This window comes from Mariniphaga sp., from assembly GCF_041687215.1.
Classification (GTDB): domain Bacteria; phylum Bacteroidota; class Bacteroidia; order Bacteroidales; family Prolixibacteraceae; genus Mariniphaga.
On sequence record NZ_JAWLCI010000022.1, the window covers coordinates 33,695 to 52,353 of the forward strand.

15 protein-coding genes and 1 tRNA gene are annotated in these 18,659 nt (G+C 39.1%); 9 read left to right on the top strand and 7 right to left on the bottom strand.

The window, feature by feature from the left end; translation table 11 throughout:
- Window positions 1-130: 130 nt before the first annotated feature.
- The 3 genes from ACESMA_RS09755 to ACESMA_RS09765 all read right to left on the bottom strand — a co-directional run bounded on the left by ACESMA_RS09755 (window position 131) and on the right by ACESMA_RS09765 (window position 3,537).
- On the bottom strand, window positions 131-1,609 hold the full coding sequence (locus ACESMA_RS09755; RefSeq protein WP_372948616.1) for a glycoside hydrolase family 130 protein: 1,479 nt from the start codon (window positions 1,607-1,609) through the stop codon (window positions 131-133).
- A gap of 131 nt (window positions 1,610-1,740) precedes the next feature.
- The gene (locus ACESMA_RS09760) at window positions 1,741-2,643 is read right to left on the bottom strand and encodes a hypothetical protein (protein ID WP_372948617.1); all 903 of its coding nucleotides are present in this window, start codon (window positions 2,641-2,643) and stop codon (window positions 1,741-1,743) included.
- 66 nt (window positions 2,644-2,709) lie between these two features.
- Window positions 2,710-3,537, bottom strand: coding sequence for a helix-turn-helix domain-containing protein (locus ACESMA_RS09765; protein WP_372948618.1), 828 nt, complete (start codon window positions 3,535-3,537; stop codon window positions 2,710-2,712).
- Between the two features lie 488 nt (window positions 3,538-4,025).
- Here ACESMA_RS09765 and ACESMA_RS09770 point away from each other — a divergent pair, with 488 nt between their 5' ends.
- Entirely contained in the window at window positions 4,026-4,754 is a 729-nt protein-coding gene (locus tag ACESMA_RS09770; RefSeq protein ID WP_372948619.1) for a LytR/AlgR family response regulator transcription factor, read from the top strand.
- A gap of 117 nt (window positions 4,755-4,871) precedes the next feature.
- Here the strand turns inward: ACESMA_RS09770 and ACESMA_RS09775 are convergent, their stop codons facing one another.
- The 3 genes from ACESMA_RS09775 to ACESMA_RS09785 all read right to left on the bottom strand — a co-directional run bounded on the left by ACESMA_RS09775 (window position 4,872) and on the right by ACESMA_RS09785 (window position 8,515).
- Entirely contained in the window at window positions 4,872-6,254 is a 1,383-nt protein-coding gene (locus tag ACESMA_RS09775; RefSeq protein WP_372948620.1) for a vanadium-dependent haloperoxidase, read from the bottom strand.
- 67 nt (window positions 6,255-6,321) lie between these two features.
- Window positions 6,322-7,686, bottom strand: a complete 1,365-nt coding sequence (locus ACESMA_RS09780; protein WP_372948621.1) for a T9SS type A sorting domain-containing protein — start codon at window positions 7,684-7,686, stop codon at window positions 6,322-6,324.
- 145 nt (window positions 7,687-7,831) lie between these two features.
- Window positions 7,832-8,515, bottom strand: a complete 684-nt coding sequence (locus ACESMA_RS09785) for a response regulator transcription factor (RefSeq protein ID WP_372948622.1) — start codon at window positions 8,513-8,515, stop codon at window positions 7,832-7,834.
- Between the two features lie 423 nt (window positions 8,516-8,938).
- Between ACESMA_RS09785 and ACESMA_RS09790 the strand changes: the two genes are divergently transcribed.
- Complete coding sequence (locus tag ACESMA_RS09790) at window positions 8,939-10,591, top strand: hypothetical protein (RefSeq protein ID WP_372948623.1); 1,653 nt, start codon at window positions 8,939-8,941, stop codon at window positions 10,589-10,591.
- Between the two features lie 86 nt (window positions 10,592-10,677).
- Here the strand turns inward: ACESMA_RS09790 and ACESMA_RS09795 are convergent.
- A tRNA-Met gene (locus tag ACESMA_RS09795) sits at window positions 10,678-10,751 on the bottom strand.
- 433 nt (window positions 10,752-11,184) lie between these two features.
- On the opposite strand from ACESMA_RS09795, the gene ACESMA_RS09800 reads away from it, so the two are divergent.
- From ACESMA_RS09800 to ACESMA_RS09830, 7 genes are all read left to right on the top strand, one after another.
- A complete protein-coding gene (locus ACESMA_RS09800; RefSeq protein WP_372948624.1) occupies window positions 11,185-11,553 on the top strand; it encodes an START-like domain-containing protein in 369 nt (122 codons plus the stop codon).
- A gap of 144 nt (window positions 11,554-11,697) precedes the next feature.
- A complete protein-coding gene (locus ACESMA_RS09805; protein ID WP_372948625.1) occupies window positions 11,698-13,179 on the top strand; it encodes an LptF/LptG family permease in 1,482 nt (493 codons plus the stop codon).
- Window positions 13,176-14,378 carry a glycosyltransferase family 4 protein gene (locus tag ACESMA_RS09810; RefSeq protein ID WP_372948626.1) on the top strand — a complete coding sequence of 401 codons (1,203 nt, stop codon included), beginning with the start codon at window positions 13,176-13,178 and terminating at the stop codon, window positions 14,376-14,378. Before ACESMA_RS09805 ends, ACESMA_RS09810 begins: the two co-directional genes overlap by 4 nt.
- Window positions 14,375-15,562, top strand: a complete 1,188-nt coding sequence (locus tag ACESMA_RS09815; RefSeq protein WP_372948627.1) for a glycosyltransferase family 2 protein — start codon at window positions 14,375-14,377, stop codon at window positions 15,560-15,562. Before ACESMA_RS09810 ends, ACESMA_RS09815 begins: the two co-directional genes overlap by 4 nt.
- Before the next feature lie 150 nt (window positions 15,563-15,712).
- Complete coding sequence (locus ACESMA_RS09820; protein ID WP_372948628.1) at window positions 15,713-16,939, top strand: bifunctional 3,4-dihydroxy-2-butanone-4-phosphate synthase/GTP cyclohydrolase II; 1,227 nt, start codon at window positions 15,713-15,715, stop codon at window positions 16,937-16,939.
- Between the two features lie 60 nt (window positions 16,940-16,999).
- Window positions 17,000-18,283, top strand: a complete 1,284-nt coding sequence (locus ACESMA_RS09825; RefSeq protein WP_372948629.1) for a PQQ-binding-like beta-propeller repeat protein — start codon at window positions 17,000-17,002, stop codon at window positions 18,281-18,283.
- 48 nt (window positions 18,284-18,331) lie between these two features.
- Window positions 18,332-18,622 (top strand): hypothetical protein, encoded by a 291-nt coding sequence (locus tag ACESMA_RS09830; protein WP_372948630.1) that lies wholly within the window; start codon window positions 18,332-18,334, stop codon window positions 18,620-18,622.
- The last annotated feature ends 37 nt before the right edge of the window (window positions 18,623-18,659 follow it).

The window sequence follows — 18,659 nt, forward strand, 5'->3', positions numbered from 1 at the left end:
AACACCTTACTTGTTACACAATTCAGGATAAGAGTTACATCATTCACACATTTCAGATTTTTGAGGGTGCTGTAATTTGTTCAAAAACAGGGGGAAAATCAGGACATTTTCAGGAATAACCTTTTTGTTGTTAATTCTGTTTCGAATTTTTCAACTCATTTAAAAGCTCGCGTAAATTAACTGTTGCATAGGTTGATGCATAATCCGACATGGCATAAGGGATAACCAGTTCATCGTTATGAATCATCGACCCGCAGGAATAAACCACGTTGGGAACATATCCCTCCCGTTCTTCGGTGTTGGGAACCAGCAGGGGATTTTTTAACCTTCCGATTTCCTTCTCCGGGTTTTTGATGTCGAACAATGAGGCTCCCAAAGTATATTCGCGCATGGGGCCAACTCCATGGGTTATCACCAACCAGCCTTCTTCAGTTTCTATGGGAGAACCTCCATTGCCAATCTGAATAAATTCCCAGGGAAATTCAGGTTGCTGTAATAGTTTGGCTTCGCGCCAGATGTTGATATTATCAGAATAAGAAATGTAATTATTGGACCCATCCAACCGGCACAGCATGGTATATTTCCCGTTCACTTTGCGGGGGAAAAGTGCCATCCCCTTGTTTTGGGCAATTTCACCATGAAGCGGCAATATTTTAAAATGATAAAAATCACGGGTTTCAAGCATTTTTGGTAATATGGTGGTTCCATCGTAGGCAGTATAAGTAGCATAATAAATGATATCACCGTTATCTTCCGTGAATTTAACAAAGCGGGCATCTTCAATTCCGTTCTTTTCATTTACCGAAACCGGAAAAATGACCCGTTCAGAAATGTTGGTATCCAGTGAAAATTGAAGTTCGTAATGCGACAGAGCCAACCACATGATTTGATTGTACAGCATTTCTTTATCTGCGGCCAGATGAAGCGAACTCCTTGCATCTTTTATACAATCCCGGAGTTCTCCATAAGTAAATGTATCGTTTAGTTTATCAAGGATTAAATTGGACGGAATAAGGGAATGAAAATCTTTCATTTCATCGAGCTTGCTTTTAAAGAAGCTTTTATCGTAAATATGCTTTCTTATATGTTGAGCTTCTTCCAGCTTATTACCAAACGGTTCAACAGAAAGGTTGTTGTTTTTATCCAATACACCGGTGCGAAAAACTATGGACGAAATATGGCCTTCTCCGGTTGCCCTGAAACTGATTATCACTCTTTTTTCGTCTGTACCTGTTTCCGACTGATCGGGGTGTTCAACCACAGATGGATTAAAAAAAGCTGCCGCTTCAATGGAATACTCCATCGTAAAATAAGAGCCGATTAATATTTTTTGATATATAGTGAGTGATTCAGGGGAAACATCCAATGTTTTTAAAAGATCGGAGATTTTGTTAAAGTGTTTTTCAAATATTTTAGAGATATTTCTATGGCGCAGTGAGTAATCCCTTAAAATGGGATTTAATGCCTGTACTGCTGATTCTTCATTCATTTTGAGCACAGAACGGATGGTATTTAGTGCCCTTTCGTTGCCGGTATAAAGGAACCGGGCAATTACCCTCGATGAATCCGGAAGAAATTTAATATTCTTCCTGTTTACAGCAACTTGCATTTAATATCAGTCTTTAAATTTTTCTAAAGGTAGTTGCTTAAATTGGATAAATGCTTATGATTTAAGAATAACCGCAATATCGACGGCTGAATAATTCAGTGTTAGCAGGAAAACGCAATACTGTTTTTTCATTATTCTACGGTATCCCTATCCCAGTAACGCAAAACGTCGGCAACACTTTCACCAATTTCAGTTTCAAGAAACAACAACAATTCTGTATCTGAAAGTTTTTCGTTTCTGCTTTTTAGTGCATCCCACCATGTCCTGTTAATCCGTGCTCCGTTGGAATCATATATCTTTTCTGCGGCACTATGCCACCTGAATTGATACCAGCCATAGTTGTTCGGATATTTCTGTCCTATTTCATCGTAACGGTTCTCAATGTCTTCAAGACTGGTATAGGTTAAACCTTTGGTTCCTGTACCAAGAACCATTTTGGCAATCAGGGTGAGGGCAGGCAGTGATTCAGGTTCAACTTCGGCAACATAAGCATGGAGCAGGCTGTTTACATACAACTCCGCCAGCCATTTACGCTGCATATTTAAATTGGCCTGAAAATGAAAAGCGTGTCCGAGTTCGTGAATTGCCAGTAAATCAAAAAAGGCCTGCATGCTAAGTTCACCCGAATCGGTTCGGTAAACTGTATGAATTTGTTCTCGCAGATTATCAGGCATTTGGTCGGGTGGTGGCACAAAACTTTTCCAGAAAAGATTATCATTTGCAGCAACAATTAAAATGCTGTCGCCGTTGTAGTGGGGCATTCCGTAAACCGGAAAGTTTGTAAACTTTGGCCAATCATCTTCATTTAAAATAAGTAATGTTACTGTTGGGCTGAAATCCAGCAGTTCTTCAAAATAGTTTTTGGCCTGGTGAACACGGTTGGAAATCAGTCGGGCTCTTTGGTCGCAATCATGACTGTAATATACCCGAAAACTGTGCCCTTCAATTGTTTTTAACTGGCTGAAATCCTGTGCACTTAGCGGTTGAATCAGCATGATTGCAGCAATTGTAAAAAGAAAATTAGTTGTCTTCATCACATCAAAATTTATTTTTTCAAATTTCGATGTTTCGAATGAGAGAAAATAGTATAAAAACGACAATTATATCCTTAATTCGGCTTGCAACTTCACTGGGGCTTTTTCCAGATAGCGTTCAATAATGCCTGGGACAACGCTTGCAAATTGCTTAAAGTCGCGGATAAAATGCATTTGGTCGAAATAACCGCAGTGGTGTGCAATGGTGGTCCAACTCATCTGTGGAAAGTTTTCACGCATCCGGTATGCCTTCGAAAAGCGAATCAGCCGGGCAAAAAACTTTGGAGGAATACCAATCCGTTCTTTGCTTACCCGTTCAAACTGGCGGATACTTAAACAGGCCAGCGACGCAACTTTTTCAATGGGCATGTTTCCACTGGTGCGCATAAGTTCGAGCATGGCTTTGTCGAAAGGCAAAGCTTTTTTCAGCGCATTTACTTTTTTCAGCAAAAAGGATTCAATTACATCTTTTATTTCATCGAAGTCTTTGGCTTCCTGCAGTTTGTTGTTTACTTCTACCATTTCGCTTCCGTAAACATCCATTGCATCAAAGTGCCTGTCAATCATTTCGGCCATGGAAAGTCCCAAAAACCGGTGCAACCCACCCGGGTGAAATCCAACCCTGACAGCCTTGTGGCTCTTGTTGATATCGAGCATAACACGGGTTATCATTGGTCCAACAACCACACTTCGGGGTTGCAACCTGAATTCAGTTTCGTCCGCTTTTAAAACTTTAATGCGGTCGTTTATGTAAAAGAAAAGTGAGTTTTGCGGAGCAGGAGGGTAGGGGCAAACTACTGCTGATCCATTTGTTTCCACCTCTGCATGAATAACCATGATGCACTGGATAAAATCCTGCAGTAACGCATGCGGAGTGTAGAATTTTGTCACCATAATTGTGTTAGTTAAATCAGTGAAAAATAGAACATTTTCTTGTTAGAAAATTCTGTAAGGACTATAACATATTAGTTGTAAAAAGGTTAAAGCAGTTTATAGGAATTACAACTAAATAATTTTCTGAGCCGGCAGTTGTATTTTTATTCAGAAATTTTCTTTAAATTTAGTTCAAAATAAAAATATGACAACCAGACAATTAGATTGGGGATCTTTAACCAGGACCATTCTGTTGTATCTTTTATTTTGGATTTTCGTTGTAATTTATTTTACCTGGGGATTTGGTTTACAAACAGATCAGGTAAGGTCTTTTGTTAATGCCTCGTTTTTTTTGCCCGGGTTTTTTATTGTTGTTTATTCGCTTTTGGATATGCTGGTAATCATGTATTTATGTCGAATAAAATTTAATATAAGTTTGGAAGAAGTTATTGTTGTTAATCTCAGAATTGTATTGAAAAAACAGGATGAAGAAATGGAAATGTCTTATAGTGGATAATGAACCAATTGCGGTTAAAATTCTGAAAAGCTATATTGATGATTTGGATTATCTGGAAATTGTTGGAACATGCAACAATGCTTTTCGGGCTATTGATATTTTGAATAACGAAAATATCGATCTCATGTTTCTTGATGTTAATATGCCCGGATTGCCCGGAACCCAAATGTTAAAGACTATTCAGTGGCCCCCGAAGGTAATTTTTACTACTGCCAATAAAGATTATGCCATTGAAGCATTTGAACTGGATGCCATTGATTATTTATTAAAACCGGTGTCGTTTGAACGTTTTTTAAAAGCTGTCAACAAATTCTGCCAGAGCTACAAAACAGATTCTGTTCAGCACAATTCTGAACCTGGATTTTTATATTTCAGGACAGACCGAAAAATGGTAAAAGTATTCTTAAAGGATATTACATACATTGAAAGTTTTAAGGACTATATCATAATTCACAGGCAAAATGAGAACGAACTAAAGGTGAAATATCCTATCAGCAGTGTTGAAAATATGTTGCCTCAGAGTTTATTTCTTCGGATTCACAGATCCTACATTGTGTCCATAAAAAAAGTGACAGCCTTTTCCAATCATGATGTTGAAATAGGAAAAATTGAATTGCCTGTTGGTAAAAGTTATCCTGATGTATTTAAAAAGCTGACAGGTAACAACTCAATTCTTCCTAATCCGGGACTAAAGCCTGGCTATTTGCCTTTTCATGTGTGAAACAGTTTTTGATTCCATGTTAATCCTTTACACAACGGACTGAAATACCATAATCTTTGGTTAGCGCAATGACCAGAACTATAAGGAAACAGCTTTTCAGAATTGATTTTTCATGATTCACTTTACTAACTGATTAGGTTTCAATTCTTTTAATTTATTTTCATATACATATTTAGCCACTTCCCTTCCCATCTTATCTCCGGCAAGATAATCGTTTCTGAAATTGTGACCTCCGTAAATCCGGGAAACGCCCATGTCGGTAGCTAACTGGGAGAAACTCGTGTAGCTTCTTTCACCCGCTGTCATGTAACTTTCTATCGTAAATGATTTATTATCAGTCCCAAAATACATTTTAAACAGCTCAGCGCCTCCTCTGCCAGCAGCAGAATAAGCAGAGGGATACGAAGGTATGGCAGGTGTTACCCTTGCTGCCGTAACCGGCCCCCACGAAGGATCGCCTTCTGTATCGGGGTTATTGTCATTTTCTCCTTGCTGAATAGCGGTAAGCGGCCTCCAGAATTTGTAATGGTAGTTGCCATCGAATGAGCAGATGATGGCATCTGCAACCGTCATTTGGGTAAGGGCCAGCAGCCTGGCGGCATCAAAACCGTTCAGTTTTTCTTTAACGACCATTGCTTTTGCCACCCTGTTCAGCATGCTGGGCATATTTTCTGTGAGGAAAACAACCATTTCCGTTTGTTCTTCGGTTCGTTCCGCACTGTTGTTATTTCCCAAAAGTTTCACTTCGTTATAGTCGGCTGTGTATTCCGGCGAAGTTACTGCATATGGCGGATTTGGGCGAAACTGGTCACCCGACAGAATACCGAAAGGTTCGGTGTTCCCCCAGAATGGTGCATAAGCTGAGTTTGCGCTCCATACCGGTGGGTTGGGAAATAAAAACGGGGGTGTGGAACGGTATTCACCGGGTTCAGTTCCCTGATCAATAACCTGAAATACAGGTAAAACATCGCCTTGTCTTTTACTGAGAATAGCCGCTGCTGCTTCTGTGCCAATCTGGACTCCGATATCTTTCAACTCAGAATCTTCAATTTCAGATAAACAGGCAGTTAAAAGATTATCGACGTTTGGTTTCGAAAGTGGATATAATGCGACCAAAACATCATGTGCGGCTTGTGCCACGGCAGCATCGGCAACCGGATAAATTGTTTTTTTCGATACTTCTTTTCCGTCGTTCCAATTGTTATCCAGTGCATAGGTTTCATATTTTGGTACAACGTTGTTTAATGCATCGTGCACTGCAATGCTTACCATCGCATAAATTCTGGATTCGGCAGGTGGTGGCATTTTAGCGTCAATTGCCGTACTCAAGGCTTCATTCCATTTTAAAACCATCGTATTGTCATACGATTTTATCATGCCATTATTGGCCCGTTTGAGTTCAATAAGTTCAGGCATCGGATCCATTTCAGGTTTATCGCAGGAAAACATTGCGAACAGCACTATTAATGCGCTACCAAAAAGTTTAAAATTCTTTTTCATGATTGTGAGATTTAAGATTTAAATTAATTTTTTATATTTCAACTAGTTATGCATTTCAATCCAGTTGTTAATTTTTGATAAATTTTTTTGCAACAGTTTTATTACTTGAAGTAACCCGGATAGTATAAATTCCATTGGGAAAATTAGAAATGTTGATTTTCGTTGGCGCTGCTTGCACTTCGGAAGTTTTAATAATCTCTCCGGCAAAGTTGAATATCTCCAAAATCCCGGATTGCATTGCATTAATTGAAATGAAATTTTTTGCAGGATTGGGGTAAACCGCGAAATCATCTGAACTGTCGGATAGTTTGTCATCTAAACCAACAGTTAATCCATTTTCATTGAAAACAATTACTCCGTAATTTCCAGTTGTGATCCATTTATTTCCCAGGTCATCTATGGCGATTGAATTCATCCAATCAAATGTGTAACCCAAAGTATTGCTATCATAAACTGTCCAGTTGGTACCATCAAATTTTATAAGTGCACTTTCTATCCATGTCGATGCTCCAAACCATTTATTTCCCTCCTTGTCAATTGCAATACAATCAACACTGTAATATAAACCTGAATTATTGCTATTATAATTTGTCCAATTTACATCATCAAATTCTGTAACTCCACCTGCTGCCCCTGAGTCCCAATCTTCTCCGACTCCGAACCATTTATTTCCTTTCTTGTCAAATGCGATTGAAGTGATTCCTCCATTCCCGTTATAATAAGGTATTATGGATTTTGAATATTTGTAAGTAGTCCAATTGGTATCATCAAATTTTGCAATTTCACTTTGTGTTGCTATCCATTTATTTCCGTAATTGTCAATATTAATTGCTACAATTGGTTTTGATGAAAGATAACTTGTCCATTTTGAATCAAATTTGGCTAACCCACTCCAGGTACCAATCCATTTATTGCCCAGGCTATCAATCGCAATTCCTGTAACTGTATTATTTGGTAAACCGGAGTTTGAAGTGTTATAAACGGTCCAATTTAAGTTGTCAAATTTTACCAATCCTCCACCTTGATCGAGGGTTGGATTAAAAGAAGCACCAAACCATTTATTGTCCTGGGCATCTATGGCAATTGAACTTATTCGATATTCACCGGGTAAACCTGAATTCGTATTGTCATAAACGGTCCAGTTCTCATTGTCAAATTTTATAACTTCGCCATAAAATGTACCAAACCATTTATTTCCGTGTGCATCAATTGCGATGGATTTAACCTGATTATGAGGCAAGCCGGAGTTTTCGATGTTGTAAATTCGAACTTGTTGAGCTGCTGATTGCAGCGGATACAAACTACACAAAAGAATAAAGAACAAATTGATTCTGAATAGTAATTTTTTTGTTTTCTGCTGTCCGGATTTCGAAGCAATCGTAAACTTCATATCATCCTGACTTCTAAGCCTAAGTATAAAATTCCTTTTCATGATTTTGAGATTTAAGATTTCATGTTAATAGCACCAAACAATAAAAGACTAATTTGTCTGATATAAAATTATATCAATAAATAATCCAAGTCAATACCCGATATCGGGTATTTTTCTCGATAGCTAAGAAATGACAGGAAATGAATTAGATGAGGTTAAATACCTGTGCAAAATGAGTGCAATCGTAATTGGTTTTACAACCCAGTTTGCGTTTTATGTTTTTACGATGTGTCGCAACGGTTTCAACCGAAATAAAAAGTTCTTTGGAAATCATATCATTTGTAAAGCCAAGAGCAAAAAATTTTAGCAGTTCTTTTTCCCTTTTAGTAAGTAAATCGAATTGATGGATATGCTCATTCATGAAATTCTTTTCACTGATTATCCTTTGCGCTTTTTGGGCCATCTCAAGCAACGAATCGATAGGTATTGACATCCCAATCAAAAGTTTAGGATGTCCTTCATTATCTCTTAACAAAACCTTACAACCGGTAATAAACCAACTATAATTGATTTGCTGGGGCGGCCTGACTTCCTGGAAAAGCGAAATAATTTCTTCATTATTGTTACGTCGCAGTAATTCGAATATTTTAGGTGTATACTCAACAGAATCTTCCGGATTCAATATGCTTGTATGATAATTTACACCCATTTTCCGGATTTCATCGATTGTCATTCCTAAAAAATCCAGACCTCTTTTTGACATGTATTTCAAACTAAAATCTTCTGCATTCCAAATTATAATAACACCTGGTATGTCATTTTCGATAGCAGCTATTTCAGCTATCTTTTTTTTGATAAGCTTATTGGTTGATTCATTCGATTCATCCATTTTTAGTGAGTTTTATTTTATAGGCCAATTTTAATACAATTAAAATTAAAACATCTTTTTTATCTGATTTTGTGAAAGATGCCGAATGTTCTTTTTCTGTGGATGAAAAGTTATTGTTGGTGGACAAACGGAATTATCAGATAGATTGACAATCAATATATTGTTTAACTGGTTTTAGTAGATTTTTGCGTTATTGCCATTTCACTTTTTAAAAACAGAAATGTGTTTCTGGTTCATTTATAATGAATGAAAAAATATTTTTCTGAAAACCACAATTTTTCTTTCATTAATTTATGGATTTGAATTTTTTTTGTGATTATGCTTGAAAATTGCCGGTTAATGATAATATTTACACGCAAACTTAGTAGTGAGCAATTTTATTGAGCAATTCAAAAATTAATTCAAATAAAAAATACTTTAGTGATGAGACAAATTTTCATTTTCTTCTCCCTGTTTTTCGTTGTATGCATTATGGCCCAGGGGCAGTCTAAAAACCTCCCCGACAATGTGGTATTAACTTTTAGCAAGAACAAAACACATGTAAGTACCAGTGAAACAGGGGATTTAATAATAAATGTATCCAAAAAGGATGAACGTAAATTTAAAGCGAATGGGGTGGTCCGATACAGCGACTTCGGTGCAAGGGGCGACGGCCAAACCGATGATATGGACGCCATTGCTGCAACCCATGCATTCGCCAATCAGCACGGCCTTTCTGTAAAAGCCGACAAGGGAGCTAATTATTACATTGGCGGAAAGGACCGCACGGCGGTTATACGGACCGATACCGATTTTAGCACGGCTGCCTTTATCATTGATGATACCGATGTTGAAAATCGTAATGCACATGTTTTTATGGTTAGTTCCAGCCTGGAACCGTTCAAACCTGAAGGAATTTCTTCCCTTAAAAGAAATCAGGGGAAAATTGATATTTCATTGCCAGGTACCTGTTTGATAACCGTCACCGATTCCAATGTAAAGCGTTACATCCGGTTTGGACCGAACCAAAACAATGGATCATCTCAAACGGATATTTTTATCGTTGACAAAAACGGCCATGTGGATATGGACGCGCCAATCATCTGGGAATTTGATCAGATTACAGAAATCACCGCTCTTCCTATGGACGAAACAACGTTAAACATCACCGGCGGACGTTTTACAACCATTGCCAACAAGGCAGAATCGAAATACACCTACTACAGCCGGGGCATTGCCATCAGGCGTTCCAATGTAATTGTGGACGGACTTGAACACCGCGTTACCGGCGAAGGAGACCATGGTGCGCCTTATGGCGGTTTCATCAATGTAAGCAACTGCGCTTACGTGACGGTACAAAATACAATCCTCACTGGCCATAAAACTTACCGAACCATTGGCTCGGCAGGAGTTCCGGTCTCCATGGGAACTTACGACATTTCTCTCAACCGGGCCCTCAACGTATCATTCGTAAACTGTAGCCAAACCAATGACATTAACGACGGTACATATTGGGGACTTATGGGGTCCAATTTCTGCAAGAATCTTATTTTGGACAATTGCACCTTTTCCAGGTTCGATGCCCACATGGGAGTTGCCAATGCTACCATTCGCAATTCAACTTTAGGACATATGGGAATCAATGCAATAGGTACCGGAACTTTTACCGTGGAGAATTCTACCATCCGCGGACGGACACTCATCAACCTGCGCTCAGATTACGGCAGTACATGGGAGGGAGAGTTTGTTATCCGCAATTGCATTTTTGTGCCCGCCGGAGGCAGACCAGTCAGTGCCAGTCTGTTTGGAGGATCCAATTCCGGGCAGCATGATTTCGGATACACCTGTTACATGCCGGAACGGATTACCATCGAAAACCTTAAAATTGACGACTCCAGCCATCCTGAAAATTACCAGGGACCGGCCATTTTTGCCAATTTCAATCCAAAAATGAAAGATGAATCTTACAAGGAGGAGTTTCCCTATGTCATAACTAAAGAAGTTATTCTCAAAAATGTAACCACCGCCAGCGGGAAAGAATTAAGGCTTAGCGACAATGCATTTATGTTTAGGAATGTGAAGGTAAAAAGCGAGTAACGGTTGCCCGGTAAACTGAAATTAGCCTAAAGCTTGTACAAAATGAAAAGAGGTTGCAAAATTTTTTGCAACCTCTTGATTATCCGTAGCGAGAGGCGGACCTGAACCGCCGACCTCGTGATTATGAATCACGCGCTCTAACCAGCTGAGCTACCTCGCCATTATTTTATACAGAACTTAAATTGGTTTGCCCTGCCGGCCTTCCCGATATAAATCGGAACGCTCTAACCAGCTGAGCTACCTCGCCATTATTTTATACAGAACTTAAATTGGTTTACCCTGCCGACCTTCCCGATATAAATCGGGACGCTCTAACCAGCTGAGCTACCTCGCCATTATTTTATACAGAACTTCAAAAAGGTTTGCCCTGCCGACCTTCCCGATATAAATCGGGACGCTCTAACCTCCCGATAGTTATCGGGATGAGCAACCTCGCCATTTTCCTCGAAATTTTCGAGGTGCAAATATAGTATTTATTTCTTTTCGGCATGATTTTTTTCAAAAAATTTGTCTGAAAGCTAAACAGCAAATTATTATCTTGTTGTTTCTTAAAAACAGAATAACTATATTGCCGCAAAACTAAGATGACTAAAATGGAAAAAGTCCAATTTGAGTATGTAATTAATTGTTCACCAAAGGTTTTGTATAACCGTTTGAGTACGGCATCGGGTTTGGCCGAGTGGTTTGCCGACGATGTACGTGTACAGGGAAAACGTTATACTTTTATTTGGGAAGGGTCGGAGCAAACGGCTGAAATGACCCTGCGAAAGGAAAACCGGCTGGTTCGGTTTACCTGGGTAGAAAACGAAAGTTTGTATTTTGAATTTAAAATATCACAGGATGAACTCACAGGAGATGTTTCTTTAATAATTGTTGACTTTTCCGAAGAGGATGAAGTGGAAGAAACACGTGAGCTTTGGAATACTCAAATTGCAGATTTAAAACATATTCTCGGCTCCTGACAGAAAAATTACCCTTGTTTCAGTTTTGCAATATCCCTGTAAAGCAACTTATTGTAGTTTCTTTATACTTCTTAACCTTTATTTAGCATGTTAAATTCTTAAATTATATAGTTTTGTGCAGTTTCAAATAATTGAAAACTATTGATGAAGAGGTTACACTGGTACATCATAAAATCGTTTTTAGGTCCTTTTTTTATGACCTTTTTTATCGTGGTGTTTGTGCTGCTTATGCAGTTTCTTTGGAAATACGTGGACGACCTGGTTGGTAAAGGACTTGATATTAAGGTTCTGGCCGAAATGTTGTTTTACGCATCATTTGGTCTTTTACCTTACGCTTTTCCATTGGCTATGCTGCTGGCATCTATTATGACGTTTGGTTCGTTTGGTGAAAATTACGAACTCCTGGCCATGAAATCATCGGGCATTTCATTATACAGGATTATGAAACCCCTGATGTTTATTGCAATTTTAGTGACTTTTACTGCATTTTATTTTGCCAATTACGTTTTACCACACACCAATTTAAGGTTTACCACTTTGTTATGGAGTGTGAAACAGCAACGCCCGGAGTTGGTTTTGCAGGAGGGTGTGTTTACCAGCGAAATTGACGGGTACAGTATTCGTATTGGAAGTAAAGACAAAAAAACAAACATACTTTACGATTTATTGATTTATGACCACACACGTAACCGCACCAATGAAAGTGTTACCGTAGCCGATTCTGGGTATTTGCGCATTACCGAAGACAAAAAGTTTATGGTTTTAAACCTGTACAACGGAGTAAATTACTCGGAAGAAAACAGACAGCAAGCGCGGCGGGGTCAGGAAACTTACCCATTCAGACGGGATAATTTTGAAGAACAAACCATTAGAGTTAAGGTGCGCGGTTTTGACTTTAACCGGCGTGACGAAAATATATTCAGAAATACATATCGAATGCTGAATATTGAACAGCTTCGGTTTATGGAAGATTCTCTTGGAACAGATTACTACGGGCGGCTGCGGAATTTTATGCTGCAAATCAGGATAAATTCGCCAGTTACCCGAAAAATTCACAACCTGACAGCCCAGCACGATTCGTTAAAACGGGAAGTGGATGTTGCGGCAGATTCAATATTTAATTTCGATGAATATTTTGAAAAGCAGGATAAATGGGTAAAAGCTGAAATTACCCAGGCAGCTCTTTCCGAAGCACGAAACAATGTGCAAACGCTGAACATGTACGATGATGAGCTGTATAACCGCAAAAAGAACCTGAATAAATACACCATGGAGCGGCACCGAAAATATACCCTCTCGCTGGCTGTTCTTATTTTCTTTTTTATTGGCGCACCATTGGGCGCAATTATCCGAAAAGGTGGTTTGGGAATGCCGGTTGTTGTATCCATTCTTTTATTCATTGCCTACTACATTGTTTCCATGACCGGTGAAAAATCGGCCCGCGAAGACATTTGGGATATGTTTGCCGGTATGTGGTTTTCAACCTTCATATTTTTACCTGTCGGAATCTGGTTATCATACAAAGCTGCCACCGATGCAGCGCTGATGAGTGCCGAAACTTACAGCAAATTGTTCGGAAAACTGGGACTTGAAAAGTTGAGCAATAAATTTAAAAAACGAAAATGAAGATATTGCAGGTAACAAATAAAGTGCCTTATCCGGCTAACGATGGTGGTGCAATTGCTTGTCTGAATCTTACCCGCGGTTTTGCCCTGCTTGGGCACGAGGTTACTGTTTTTGCTATGAATACGCTTAAACACCATACCGATATTTCTGAAATTCCCGAATCAGTTAAAGACTGGGCAGAATTCAGGCTGGTTGATGTTCCTGCACGGATTTCTCCGGTTGAGGCAACATACAATTTGTTGTTTTCAGGAAAACCGTACAATGCAGTTCGTTTCATTTCAAAAACATTTACAAACGAGCTAAAACAGTTATTAAAAGCAAAAAAATTCGATATAATTCAACTTGAAGGCCTTTATATTTGCCCCTATATTCCGCTTATTCGAAAATATTCCGATGCCAAAATTGTTTACCGTGCCCACAATATTGAACATGAAATATGGGAACGTACAGCAGCGATTTCTTCAGGTATAAAACGCATCTATTTGAAAATTCTGGCCAAAAGGATTAAAAATTTTGAAAAAAGCTTTATTAACAGTTACGATTTACTTGTGCCCATAACCGAGCGCGACGGAATTCTGCTTGATAAAATGGGAAACAAACAACCAACGCACGTTTCGCCTACCGGCATTGAAACCACTGTGCTGATTCCACATTCCAAAAACCTTGAACACCCTTCACTTTTTCATATTGGGTCGCTTGAATGGGCCCCCAACCAGGAAGGACTGATTTGGTTTATTGAGAAATGCTGGCCAAAAATTCACGAGAAATTCCCGGAATTGAAGTTTTATATTGCAGGTAGAAAAGCCCCCGATTGGCTTATCAGGCGTTTTCATGCACCAAATATTGTTTTTGAGGGAGAAGTGCCTGATGCCTATCAATTTATGAATTCAAAATCGATTATGGTAGTTCCGTTGTTTTCGGGCAGCGGAATGCGAATTAAAATTATTGAAGGAATGGCGCTCGGAAAACCAATTGTTTCCACTCCAATTGGAACCGAAGGTATTTCAACACAATCGGGAAAAAATATACTGATTGCTGATAACGAAAAGGAATTTGTTGCCGATGTTGAACGACTGATTACAGACCAGAATCTGTTTCAGAACATAAGCCGCAATGCCATTGAATATATCCAGGAAAAATTTGATAACTTAGCCCTCGCCGGTGCACTCACCGAATTTTACAAAAAGAATATTGAATGATTTTGAAATTACTTTTCTGGATCTTTTTTTTTATTCTGATTTATGCTTACGTCGGATACCCTGCTATTTTATTTGTAATTACACGATTAAAAAGACTTTTTAATTCCGCAAAAACAAATGCAGTATTAGATTACGAACCTGATGTTTGTCTTTTTGTGACTGCTTACAACGAAAAAGATTTTATCCGGCAAAAAGTTGAAAATTCGTTTCAACTCGATTATCCCAAAGAAAAAGTGCAGTATGTTTGGGTAACCGATGGTTCTGACGACGGTACCCCCGATATTTTACGTAAGTATGAAAACCTCGAAGTTTTTCACCAGCCGGAGCGCCGGGGAAAAATGCATGCCATGAACCGGGGAATGCAGTTTGTAAAAGCGCCAATCGTTATATTTTCCGATACAAATACACGTTTAAACAAGAATGCTATTCGTGAAATAGTGGCTTGTTTTAGCAATCTTAAAACCGGTTGTGTAGCAGGCGAAAAACGAATTATTGAAAAGGAGGCCGATGTTGCGGCAGCAGCAGGCGAAGGACTTTACTGGAAGTTTGAGTCGTGGGTAAAACGAATGGATTCTGAACTCAATTCTGCAGTTGGGGCAGTGGGAGAGCTGTTTGCCATCAGACGTGAACTTTTTGAAGAGGTTGAAACCGATACCATTCTCGACGATTTTATCATCTCGTTACGCATTGCCCAGAAAGGGTACAAAATTGCCTATTCGCCTAATGCTTATGCAGAAGAAACTGCTTCGCTTAACGTGAAAGAAGAATTGAAACGAAAAATAAGAATTGCCGCAGGAGGAGTTCAGACATTGTTCCGGCTGAAAAGCCTGTTGAATCCGTTTCGATTTGGTGTTCTTTCGTGGCAGTACTTTTCCCACAAAGTTCTGCGGTGGACGTTGGCTCCAATATCCCTGTTTTTGCTGTTTTTCACAAATGCTGCCATTTTTCTGGAAAGTGGTTCCGGTGAAATTTCAGGTTTTTATGTTTTGTTTTTTTATTTCCAGCTATTGTGTTATCTGTTGGCAATGGTTGGATGGTATCTGGAGAACAGGCAGTTAAGATTTAAGTTGTTGTTTGTGCCCTACTATTTTGTTGCCATCAACTATGCCGCAATAAAGGGTATTTTAAGATACTTTAGGGGAAAACAATCTGCAAGCTGGGAAAAATCCCAAAGAGCCGCCTGATTTCTTTTTCAGACACATGCTGAGTTTTACTGAATTTCATGTCTCAAATAGTTAAAAAGTTCATTAAACATTCTCTCCACATGGGAAAGAATCAATTTTATTGTCAATATTTTGTTCTATTTTTGCAACTGATTTTAAAGGAAGGGGACAATGGCAGAATTTAAGCTGAACACAATTCCGGAAGCGATTGCAGCAATAAAACGTGGCGAACTGGTGATTGTTGTGGATGATGAAGATCGTGAAAATGAAGGTGATTTTATTATTGCTTCTGAACTCATTACGCCGGAAATCATCAATTTTATGACCATTCATGGCAGGGGATTGATTTGTGTGGCTTTAACCGAAAAAAGATGTGAAGACCTTAATCTTGATTTAATGGTTGGGCAAAATACCTCTTTTCATGAAACCCAGTTTACGGTATCAGTTGATGCACTTCATCCTGATGTAACAACTGGCATTTCTGCCAAAGACAGGGCAATTACAATTAAAATGCTGGTTGACAGCAAAACCAAACCCGAGAATCTGGCACGGCCAGGCCACATTTTTCCCTTAATTGCAAAAGAAAGAGGGGTTTTGCGCAGAAGCGGACATACCGAAGCCGCAGTTGATTTGGCACGTTTGGCCGGTTTGTATCCGTCGGGTGTTTTGGTAGAAATTATGAATGATGATGGCACCATGTCCCGGTTGCCTGATTTGGTAAAACTGGCGGAAAAATTCGACCTGAAAATTATTACTATAAAAGATTTAATTTCCTTTTTGTTCCAAAGCGAAAGTTTGATAGAAAGGGGAGAAGAGGTAACCCTTCCCACTCAGTTTGGCGATTTTAGCATCATTCCTTTTCGGCAAAAATCGAATGGTGCCGAACATGTTGCCCTGATTAAGGGAAAATGGGAGGTGAATGAACCGGTGCTTGTCCGCGTACACTCTTCCTGTATGACTGGCGATATTTTCGGCTCTATGCGTTGCGAATGTGGTGACCAGCTTCATAAATCGATGGAACTTATTGAAAAAGAGGGTAAAGGTGTAATTGTTTACATGATGCAGGAAGGCCGCGGAATTGGCTTGCTGAATAAAATTGCCGCATATAAATTGCAGGATCAGGGGCTCGATACGATTGAGGCCAATCTTCATCTCGGTTTTAAAGCCGATGAACGCGATTATGGCGTTGGGGCGCAAATTCTCAGAAGTCTGGGTGTTACCAAAATGAGGTTACTTACAAACAACCCGGTAAAACGTGTAGGATTGGAAGGTTTTGGGCTGGAAGTTGTTGAAATTATTCCCATTGAAATAAAACCAAACGAATTCAATCAGAGATACCTGAAAACAAAGCGCGACCGGATGGGCCACCATTTGCGGAACTTCAATTACGATATTTGATATTTCTTTTCAGATTATTCTAAAATTTACTTTTCTTGCACAGGTTTTAAAATAAAATCTATGCGATTATTTTGGCTTATACTTCCCTGTTTTATTTTTCTGAATTCTTTTTATGCTGTGTCTCAGGACTGGCCCGACTGGCGGGGCATTAACCGCGATGGAGTTTGGTCTGATGAGAATGGCATTGAGGTATTTAAAAGCAATCAGCTTAAACCGGTCTGGAAGGTTGCTGTTGGATCTGGTTATTCTGGTCCTACAGTGGCAAACGGCAGAGTTTATTTAACCGATAGATTGGAAACACCCGAAGAAACAGAAGGCGTGCTTTGTTTTGATGAACAAACCGGAAACAAAATCTGGGAGTTCCGTTATAACTGTGCGTATTCAGGAATTGGATACCCGGCCGGTCCCCGGGCTTCAGTTGTTATAAATGAAGAAATGGTATATTCGCTTGGGACCATGGGAGACCTGTTTTGTTTCGATGCCGCAACCGGAAAGGTTCTTTGGCAAAAAGATTTAAATAGTGAATACAAAATTAAAATGCCAATTTGGGGAATAGCTGCAACTCCGTTAACCGATGGAGAAAAAATAATTTTGCAAATTGGCGGCAGTGAAAATGCATGCGTGGTTGCACTTAATAAAAACACAGGTGCCGAAATCTGGAGAAACCTCGATGATGGTGCATCCTATTCAGCACCAGTTATTTTCGAAAAGAACGGAAAACGGGTTTTGGTGGTGTGGACTGAAGATCATCTTGCTGGTTTGGACCCTGAAACAGGCGAAGTTTACTGGAAATTTCCGTGGAAACTTAAAATGGCCATGGGAATTGCCACTCCGGTTTTATATAACAATTATATTTTTGTTAGTGCTTTTTACAACGGATCGCTACTTGTTGATTTAGGCAACGATTACACAACCGCAGAAAAAGTTTGGCAACGAAGCGGCGAAAATGAACGAAATACCGATGCGCTTCATTGTGTGATGAATACACCCGTTATTATTGATGGTTATATTTATGGGGTGGACAGTTACGGCGAATTGCGATGCCTCGAAATTCTTACCGGAGATAGGGTTTGGGAGAATCTTACCGCAGTTAATAAAAACCGGTGGGCCAATATTCATTTTATTCAGAATGAAGAAAAAGTTTGGATGTTTAATGAACATGGCGAACTGCTAATTACCAGGCTTTCTCCAAAAGGAATGATTGAAACCGCCCGGACTAAAATTATTGAACCTACAAAAAAGCAACTTCCGAGAGGTGTATCATGGGCTCATCCTGCATTTGCCAACGGCCATATTTTTATCAGAAATGACAGGGAATTAATTTCTGTAGAATTAGTGCCTTGATACAATAATATTTCTTTATTTTTAAGCAAAAGTTTAAACTTGTAAGTTATGGATGGAAAAACAAAAGCAATTGTCGCCCACATTACAATTATTGGCTGGATTATAGCATTGGTTATAAACAGCAGTGAAAAAGATGAATTTGCCAGCTACTACATTCGCCAATTATTGGGTATTTATCTGTTAGGATTGATTTTAACCTTTATTCCCATCATTGGCTGGCTTGCATCTATCGTGGTTTTGGTATTCTGGATTTTAAGCCTCATTGGTGCAATTCAGGGTGAATTGAAAGAAACACCGCTGGTAGGAAAGTATTTTCAGGAATGGTTTAAAGGGCTTTAATCAAAAGTTTTTTTGGATATAAAAAAAGACAGGTTTG